The sequence below is a fragment of the Nitratireductor sp. CH_MIT9313-5 genome (assembly GCF_037029545.1).
Classification (GTDB): domain Bacteria; phylum Pseudomonadota; class Alphaproteobacteria; order Rhizobiales; family Rhizobiaceae; genus Chelativorans.
Window position 1 is genome coordinate 1025286 of sequence record NZ_JAYMER010000014.1, and the last position, 8476, is coordinate 1033761.

Here is an 8476-nt window from a genome sequence, read left to right on the forward strand (position 1 = left end):
AAGTCGTATTTGGTGTAGGCTTAGGCGCATAACTACGTGCCTTTGCGCAAGCGTCCTCTGAATCCGGCTGCAACCTGATTTTTCCGATGGTGTCAGACAACTAGGCACCGTCGGCTAGCACTACGATGGCGGCGCGAAAGCTGATGATCTCCACGCGCGGACGGATTGAGAACCATAGCTAGCATGTGGTGGTTCACGTCTGCTGTGTAGGCAAACAACTATATTGTTCCACCAACACCTTTGAACTTCTCTACGAAAGCCGAGATGCGCTGGAATACGTCGCGTTTCTTCGTCAGATAGTTCGGGTTGAGGGGGCTCATTTTTGGCAGGATGGAGTTCAGCTCTGTACCGTTTTCGCTCGCATACTCTCGCTTTATTGATGTCGCGATATAGCGCTTCGCAGCGTCCGGATTCAGCTTTTCGCCGATAATGAGCTCTTCCGCTTCGCGGCGTTGTTCCGCTTGTGCGAATGCAAAGAAGGCCTCGATCACCCCGGCTTTCTCCCGAAGCTCATCGAGATTTGTCTGATTTATGAACTCGACGATGAGGCTTTCCTTTGCACGGGTGCCGATACTTGCGCGGATGACACGACGAATTTCACCGACGAGCTCAGACTTGCTTTTCGTCTTTTTGTAATGCTCGAAGATGAGCTCAAGAATGTAATCAAGATTAATTTCCTGGGATTTTAGAAGATCAACCTCGAAGACAACATCGTCCCAGTCAATATTTGACTCGACTTGCTCGGCGCTTGTCTTCTCCCGGCGAAGCCAGTCCCGGATATCGTTGTAGGTCGAACGGTAGTCCTGGATCCTCCGGTCTGCGGGCATTTTGACAGTCTTCAGGCTTTCAACGTCATCATCGCTCAGATGATGACGTTCTTTGAAGGCTGTCAGAGCTTCGGCATCACTCTGATCGATCTCCTGAAGCTCTCTGAGGTTGGCAAATTCATCGTAGTTCTGAAGGATATTCTCAACACGAAGATACTCACCGAACAGCTTCGCAAAGGACTTTTTGTCCGCCTCCTTTGCAATCGTCGAGGGGTCGGGGAAACGCTCTTCAAGCTCCTTCACAACATCCATGAAGCCGCGTCTTGCTTCTCCGGTCGTCTGGTCCGTGAAACCCTCCATGTATTCTGAGTAGCTTTTTTCGAGGACGACGTTCTTGGTGTTCGCATTACCGAACAGTCTAATCGCTCTAACGGTCGCCTCTTCAAGGTCGCGGAAGGTGACGATGTTTCCGAAAGACTTGGTCGCATCATAAATGCGGTTGGTACGGGAATAGGCCTGAATGAGACCGTGAAAGCGCAGGTTCTTGTCCACGAACAGCGTGTTGAGCGTCGGCGCATCAAAGCCAGTTAGGAACATGCCCACCACAATGAGCAGATCCACTTCCTTGGACTTCACCCGCTTGGCCAGATCCCGATAATAGTTCTGGAAGCCTTTGCTATCGACGCTGAAGTTCGTTTTGAAAAAGGCATTGTAATCCGCGATGGCTGCGCTCAGGAATTCCTTGGCGCTGCTGTTTAGCGCGGAAACCTCAAAGCTCTCGTCGGGAATGTCGCCAATTGCATCCTGCTCCTCATTAGCCGAAAATGAAAAGATCGTTGCGATCTTCAATGGTTTGTCGCTGTCTGCCTGCAGCTTGTTCAGGCTCTCATAATAGAGCTTTGCCGCCTCGACACTGCTCACGGCAAATATGGCATTGAAGCCCTTGTTGTCCCCATAAAGCCGATGCGTCTTGCGGCGGAAGTTGTCGAGAATGTACTGCGAAATCTCAGTGATACGTTGCGGATGCTGAAGGGCCTGACGGTTTTCAGCGGCTATCAGCTTCTTCTCGTCCTGCTCGGTCTCAATGGCCTTAAATTGCGGCCGCACATCGTTGTAGTCGACCTTGAACTTCAGGACCTTTTCATCGCGGATGGCGTCGGTGATGACGTATGAGTGAAGTTCGTTCCCGAACACGCTGGCGGTTGTCTCCGCCCCTGAGGCATTGTCCGGGAAGATCGGCGTGCCGGTGAAGCCAAACTGGCAGAAGTGCTTGAACTTGCGTTTGAGGTTCTTTTGCGCCTCTCCGAACTGGCTACGATGGCATTCGTCGAAAATGAAGACGACGCGCTGGGTATAGACCGACAGGTCGCCCTCGCTCTTCATAAGATTGTTGAGCTTCTGGATCGTCGTGACAATGATCTTGTTGTCGTCTTTAGAGAGGTTCTGCTTCAATCCGGCGGTGCTGTCTGAGCCATTGACGCTATCCGGGGAGAAACGCTGATATTCCTTCATCGTCTGGTAATCGAGGTCCTTGCGATCGACCACGAAAAAGACCTTGTCGATGAAGTCAAGCTGCGTGGCGAGGCGCGCCGCCTTGAAGCTGGTCAGCGTCTTGCCTGAACCCGTCGTATGCCAGATATACCCGCCGCTTTCCGGTTTGCTAAGCGTCTTGCCTTCGAACGAGCTTCTGATCTTGCGCAAAATGCGTTCGGTTGCCGCGATCTGATAGGGGCGCATCACCAGAAGCGTGTCGCTGACGTCGAAGACGGAATAGTCCAGCAACACCTTCAAAAGGGTGCGCTTCTCGAAGAAAGTTGCCGTAAAATCCTTCAGGTCCCGGATCAGGCTGTTATCGGCCTGCGCCCAGTTCATAGTGAAGTCGAAGCTGTTCTTGTCGCGCTTGGTCGTATTGGCGAAATAGCGGGTATCGGTGCCGTTCGAGATTACAAAGATCTGGAGGTATTTGAAGAGCGAACTGTCCGAGTTGAAGCTCTCTTTGCTGTAACGGTGGATCTGGTTGAACGCCTCGCGGATGGCGACGCCGCGCTTTTTCAGCTCGACCTGCACCAGCGGCAGACCGTTGATGAGGATCGTCACATCATAGCGGTTCGCATGCGTTCCGGCCTGCTCGAATTGCTTGATGACCTGAACCTTGTTGCGGCAGACGTTTGCCTTGTCTACGAGATAGATGTTCTGAATCCGGCCATCATCGAAGACGAAATCGAAGATGTAGTCGTCATGGAGCTTGCGGGCTTTGTCCGTCGCGCTGTCGCTAGCCTTGTCCAGATAGGTTTCGACGAAGCGCGCCCACTCCTTATCAGTAAACTGAACATCATTGAGCGCCTGCAGCTGCACACGCACATTGGCCAGCATGGCGCCTGTTGACTTCAGATCGGCCCGAAATTCATAGCCCTGATTGCGTAGGTCCTGGATCAGCTCGCGCTCAAGATCGGCTTCGGACTGATAGCTGTCCGCCGCCTCCCAGGCGCGCACGTACTTATCAAGCACGATGAAGCGATTGGTCTCGGCGATCATGGCTGTTTGCTCAAGCATTCGGGGCCTCCTCCCGCCAATAGCTGTAATTGTTGCGCAGATGCTCCAGAAGGAGCTTTACTGTCTGCTTTTCCTGCGGTGTTGGCTCGGCGATGGCCTCGCTGGAGAGCGTGCTATGGCTCGTAAACTGAATGATGCGGTTCAGGTAAAGTTGCTGGTCGCCCGGCAGCAGCTCAGACCATCGCGGATAGCCCAGAAAGCTCGATGTCTTTTCATAGAGATTGCGCAGCAGGGTGAAGTGATAGCGCTCGATCTTGTCCGCCGCGATTGCCTCCTCCAGCGTCTGCTTGAGGTAAAGGTGATAAGAAAAGCTCTGGTTTGAGTCGCCATTCTTCACGCCCAGCTCAAAGGTTCCGTCTTCAAGCCGTTTCAGCATGTAGCAGATTTTGTTGTTCAGCTCATTGAACAGCACGTTGAAGAAAAGCGGGCTATGCGTCGTGATGATGAACTTCAAACCGTTCGTGTTGTCGCTCCTCTTGATCAGGTCGGCGACATCGACGGCAAGCTGTATGAGGTGGTTTTCATCGAGTGAGCTGACTGGGTCATCGATGAAGATATATTCGAGATCATTGAACTGCGCCGTCTCACGCTCATCGACTTCGGCGACATTGCGGGTGCTGATCACCTGATCCAGCAAGCAATAGAAGACGCTCCAGATGAAGTTGCTCTCTTCGCCCTTTGAGATTTTCAGATTGCCGGTGCTCGTATCGGTGCCGCGCTCAAGCGAGAAGGTAACCTCTGAAAAATCGGGGCTGAAGCGCGGTGTCAGGTTCGGCTGGGTGTAACGCTGAAATACCGTAGTGACGTTGATGTCGAGCCCAAGATCTTCAAAGGCGGATTTGGTGAACGCATTCGGCTGGATACAGAGCTTCCGCTCAGCATCGCCAGTCAGATCATTGTCCCAATAGAACAGGTCTTCGGTGAAGGCGTTGTAGTAGAGCACCTTGGGGCGATAATCGTCGTCCCGTTCCTCGGTCTTCGGGTCGATCAGTTCCCTCAATTCGCGTGACAGTCGCGTCTTGCCGGAGGCGTTGAACGCATAGATCAGCTGCACCTTCTTGTTGGCGTCCCGCAGCGTTTCAGCAATTTCGGTCAGCGTCTGTCCCATTTACGCAGCCTCCGCGTCCGGCCTGGGAAAGCTCAACAGTTGATCGCGGTAAAAAGCATATTGCTTTTCGCGCAACTCGATTTCGCGAGGCAGACCTTCCGTGATGGAGTTCGTCAGCGTGTCGAACTTGTCGAGGATGGCGACGATGCGGGCTTGTTCTTCAAGAGACTTCTTGGGGTCGTCAGCGAATGGAATAGGTATTCTGAACCCTTTGATAAGACCAGAATTCAAGTCCCCGCGTGCACCTCGCCCCATAGCCCTCAGAGTCTCATAGTTCCTACTCACCCAATGGAACACATAGCGATAGTTCGCCTGAAACGGATCAATCTCAAGACAGCAACAGTGCTGGTTTGTGGTCAAAGGAATCTTGTTGATGCCAGAGCGTCCTGCGGTTGCTCCTGATATGGCGATAATAACACAGTTCTCCGGCACCCATTTCGCCGCTGTTTCATCCACGGCAGCCTGAGTAATTTTCACGTTAGTTTCGTGGATGTCTGAAAAAATAACCTCCTGGGTTCGTAGCCAAGGAATGGTTCCCTGAGCATAGTATTTTGGATTTCCTGCTTTGGGTGTGGCACCGGAATAGGACTTCAAAGTCACATCCCCCAGCGTCTTCCACTCCACCTCACCTTCATCGAAGCTCAGCAGCTGGTCACGGTAGTGGTTGTATTGCTTTTTGCGCTGGGCAAGCTCGGCGGTAAGCTCGGCGGTAAGCTCGGTGAATTTGTCGAGTATCCGGACAATTTCCCCCTGTATCGCCAGCGATTTCTCCGGATCATCCGGGCATGGAATGGGGATTTCGACCTTGGCCAAGTCTTTAGCAGAGACGTCGATGACCTTTGCACCTTTCGCCAACTTCCGCTTTTCGAGAAAAAAAGACGACGTTTCAGTGAAATAAACAAAGTACTTCCCGAGGATATGCCGAGAAGGCTTTATAATAGTCGCGTGACCACCAGTAACGGCTTGCTCTCTGCCGACATATAAAACTGGCTTTCCAACATCTTCGATGTTTTCGCTTGTATTGGTGATGACAATGTCGCCAGGATTCACTTTTTTCAGCGCCTGAGCGGTTTCTTCCGAGACGAACGAAATCGTTGAGTCGGTTTCAAGGCCGTAATACGTGTATATCTGACCGTAATGAATGGCTGGAACGCCTGATTCAACGAAATCAGACTTCGGTAGCCCACTCCCCCGGACCAACTCAGCAAGCTCCCCCAACGGCTTCCACACAACCTCAGCCCCGTCCAACAACTTCTCACGAAACCCCGACACGTCGCTCACGCCTCGATCTCCGCAACAATGGCGTCGATGTCGGTGCGGAGCTGATCGATCCGCGCAACCGTGGTTCTGATCTCCTCATTCAATTCACCAATGTCGATCACCTCGCGCGTGTCGCGCGGCTCGACATAGGAGCTGACCGAGAGGTTATAGCCACGCTCCACGATGGTCTCATACGGCACCGAGGCCGCGACATGGTCGACGTCCTCCTTACGATCAAAAATCTCCATCACCCGCGCTATGTGACTGTCCGTCATCAAATTGGTGTTGGTTGCCTTCCGGAAAAACTCCTCTCCAGTAGCATCGATGAACTGCGTGGTCGTGTCGGTCTTGTTCTTGGCGAGGACCAGGATCGTCACCGCGATGGTCGTGCCGTAAAAGAGGTTGGAGGCGAGCGCGATCACCGTCTCAACATAATTGTTATCGACCAGATACTGCCGGATCTTCTTCTCCGCCCCGTCGCGATAGAAAATACCCGGAAAGCAGACGATCGCTGCGCGGCCCTTGGCCGAGAGATAGCTGAGCGCATGGAGTACAAAGGCGAAATCGGCCTTCGATTTGGGTGCCAGCACGCCCGCCGGAGCAAAGCGGTCATCGTTGATCAGGGTCGGATCGTCCGAGCCGATCCACTTCACTGAATAGGGCGGGTTGGAGACAATGGCATCAAAGGGCTTGTCATCCTGAAAGTGGGGCTGGGTCAGCGTATCGCCGCGCTGAATATTGAACTTGTCGTAATTGATGTTGTGCAGGAACATGTTCATGCGGGCGAGGTTGTAGGTCGTGTGGTTGATCTCCTGCCCGAAAAAGCCCTCTTCGATAATATGTTCGTCAAAGTGCTTCTTGGCCTGCAGCAGCAGCGAGCCGGAGCCGCAGGCCGGGTCGTAAATCTTGTTGACCTTTTCCTGCCCGTGCATCGCGAGCTGCGCGATGAGCTTTGATACGTGTTGCGGGGTGAAGAACTCCCCGCCGGATTTGCCCGCATTGGCGGCGTAGTTCGAGATCAGGAATTCATAGGCATCGCCGAACAGATCGATCTGGCTGTTGCGGAAGTCCCCGAAATCGAGTTCCGCAACGCGTTTCAGGACCTTGGCTAATCGGCTGTTCTTTTCCGTCACGGTATTGCCAAGGCGTGTGCTGGTTGTATCGAAATCAGCAAAAAGGCCTCTGATGTCCTGCTCGGAAGGGTAGCCATTGGCCGATGACTCAATCGCCGTGAAGATGTTGGCCAGATCGGTGTTCAGGCTGTCATTCGTGTTGGCGTTCTTCGCGACATTCACGAACAGTTGGCTGGGATAGATGAAATAGCCCTTGGTCTTGATAGCGTCGTCCTTGATGTCATCGGTGATGACGTCATCGGATAGAGCCGCATAGTCGATGCTCTCATCATCCGCCTCGATGTAGGCGGCGAAGTTCTCGCTGATGAACCGATAGAAGAGTGTACCCAGGACATACTGCTTGAAGTCCCAGCCATCGACCGAGCCGCGCACATCGTTTGCGATTTCCCAGATTTTCCGTTGTAGCGCTGCGCGTTGTTCAGAACCGACCATCTCTCTTTGTCCTTCTTCGGACTGGCTTCACGCTCGATCCAGTCCTCAATATCCATGCGTCCAAGCCGCCAGATGCCACCAACTTTAAAAGTCGGGTAGCTTGCTGTCGGCCGCAAGGCGGTTGACGGTTTTTAACCTAAGAAAATCTGCAACTTCATCAATGATCTTGATGTCAACTGCCATGCGAAGCACACCCCCAGAATCTTTTGAAATCTCTATGTAAATTTGCGGATCCCTACAAGGCGGGGGCTTCCGAGTAATTTCCAGAGTGCTGGTGAGATCAGGCTGGCTGTGGGCGTGTCGCTCCTTAATTATATTGATGTCGCTGCCTCCGATGTCCGGGCACCTGAGCCAAAGCACCGCCCCTACCCTCCACCTCTCCCATAGATCAGTCGATGCGCCTGTACGTGCTACGATGAATTAAGACTGCAGCGGCCAGCCGGAATGTTTCAGTGTGAAACTGATTTGAATGACCTGCACACGAAACGGTTAGTGTCCGTTATAGACAGTTTCCCCCCAGATCCGGACGGTCCCCTCCCGGCCCCTAAACATCCGTGAACTCCGCTGATCACGCAATATGACAATGTGACAGGAACGATTTGAGCATCCTCACGTTCTCTCTCCACCACCTGCTGAAGGAGGGTGACGAGCATGATGGAACACACCTCTCCCCTCTTGGATCAAGTAACTCTGGAGAATGCGTGATGTCCTATATCCGTTTCGGATTGATGATCCTCACCTCCACAGTGGTGATGTTCATCCTGATGTATCTCAACACCTACGCCTTGGAGCATGTCTATTTCAGCGAGACACGCACTTACATGGCCATCCTCATGGGAGCGACCATGGCCATCATCATGTTGGCCTTCATGCTCGGCATGTACAAGAACACCGCTCTCAACATAGCCATCTTCGTGGGTGCGGCAGTCGTCTTCGCGGGTGCCCTGTGGCTGGTACGCAGCCAGGTCACCGTCAACGGTGAAAGCTATATGCGCGCCATGATCCCGCATCACTCCATCGCCATCATGACCTCAGAACGCGCGCAGATCGAGGATGCACGCGTACGCAAACTGGCCGACGAGATTATCGATGCCCAGCGCAAGGAGATCGCCGAGATGGCCTATCTCATCGAAGACCTTGCCGATGGAAATGTGGTGAAAGAGATCTATGAGGATCCGGCACCTGAACCTGGCAGCGTTGAGGATGCCTTGAACAAGGTGATG

At 53.1% G+C, this 8476-nt stretch carries 5 protein-coding genes; 1 reads left to right on the forward strand and 4 read right to left on the reverse strand.

The window, feature by feature from the left end:
* Positions 1 to 218: 218 nt before the first annotated feature.
* The 4 genes from WA367_RS12545 to WA367_RS12560 are packed head-to-tail and all read right to left on the reverse strand — an operon-like array spanning position 219 to position 7253.
* Positions 219 to 3320 carry a type I restriction endonuclease subunit R gene (locus WA367_RS12545; RefSeq protein WP_336057061.1) on the reverse strand — a complete coding sequence of 1034 codons (3102 nt, stop codon included), beginning with the start codon at positions 3318 to 3320 and terminating at the stop codon, positions 219 to 221.
* The gene (locus tag WA367_RS12550) at positions 3313 to 4428 is read right to left on the reverse strand and encodes an AAA family ATPase (protein WP_336057062.1); all 1116 of its coding nucleotides are present in this window, start codon (positions 4426 to 4428) and stop codon (positions 3313 to 3315) included. The genes WA367_RS12545 and WA367_RS12550 overlap by 8 nt, the downstream gene beginning before the upstream one ends.
* Positions 4429 to 5709, reverse strand: a complete 1281-nt coding sequence (locus WA367_RS12555; protein WP_336057063.1) for a restriction endonuclease subunit S — start codon at positions 5707 to 5709, stop codon at positions 4429 to 4431.
* Complete coding sequence (locus tag WA367_RS12560) at positions 5706 to 7253, reverse strand: type I restriction-modification system subunit M (protein ID WP_336057064.1); 1548 nt, start codon at positions 7251 to 7253, stop codon at positions 5706 to 5708. Before WA367_RS12560 ends, WA367_RS12555 begins: the two co-directional genes overlap by 4 nt.
* 704 nt (positions 7254 to 7957) lie before the next feature.
* Between WA367_RS12560 and WA367_RS12565 the strand changes: the two genes are divergently transcribed.
* A partial coding sequence (locus WA367_RS12565) for a DUF305 domain-containing protein (RefSeq protein ID WP_336057065.1) occupies positions 7958 to 8476 on the forward strand: 519 nt, incomplete at its 3' end.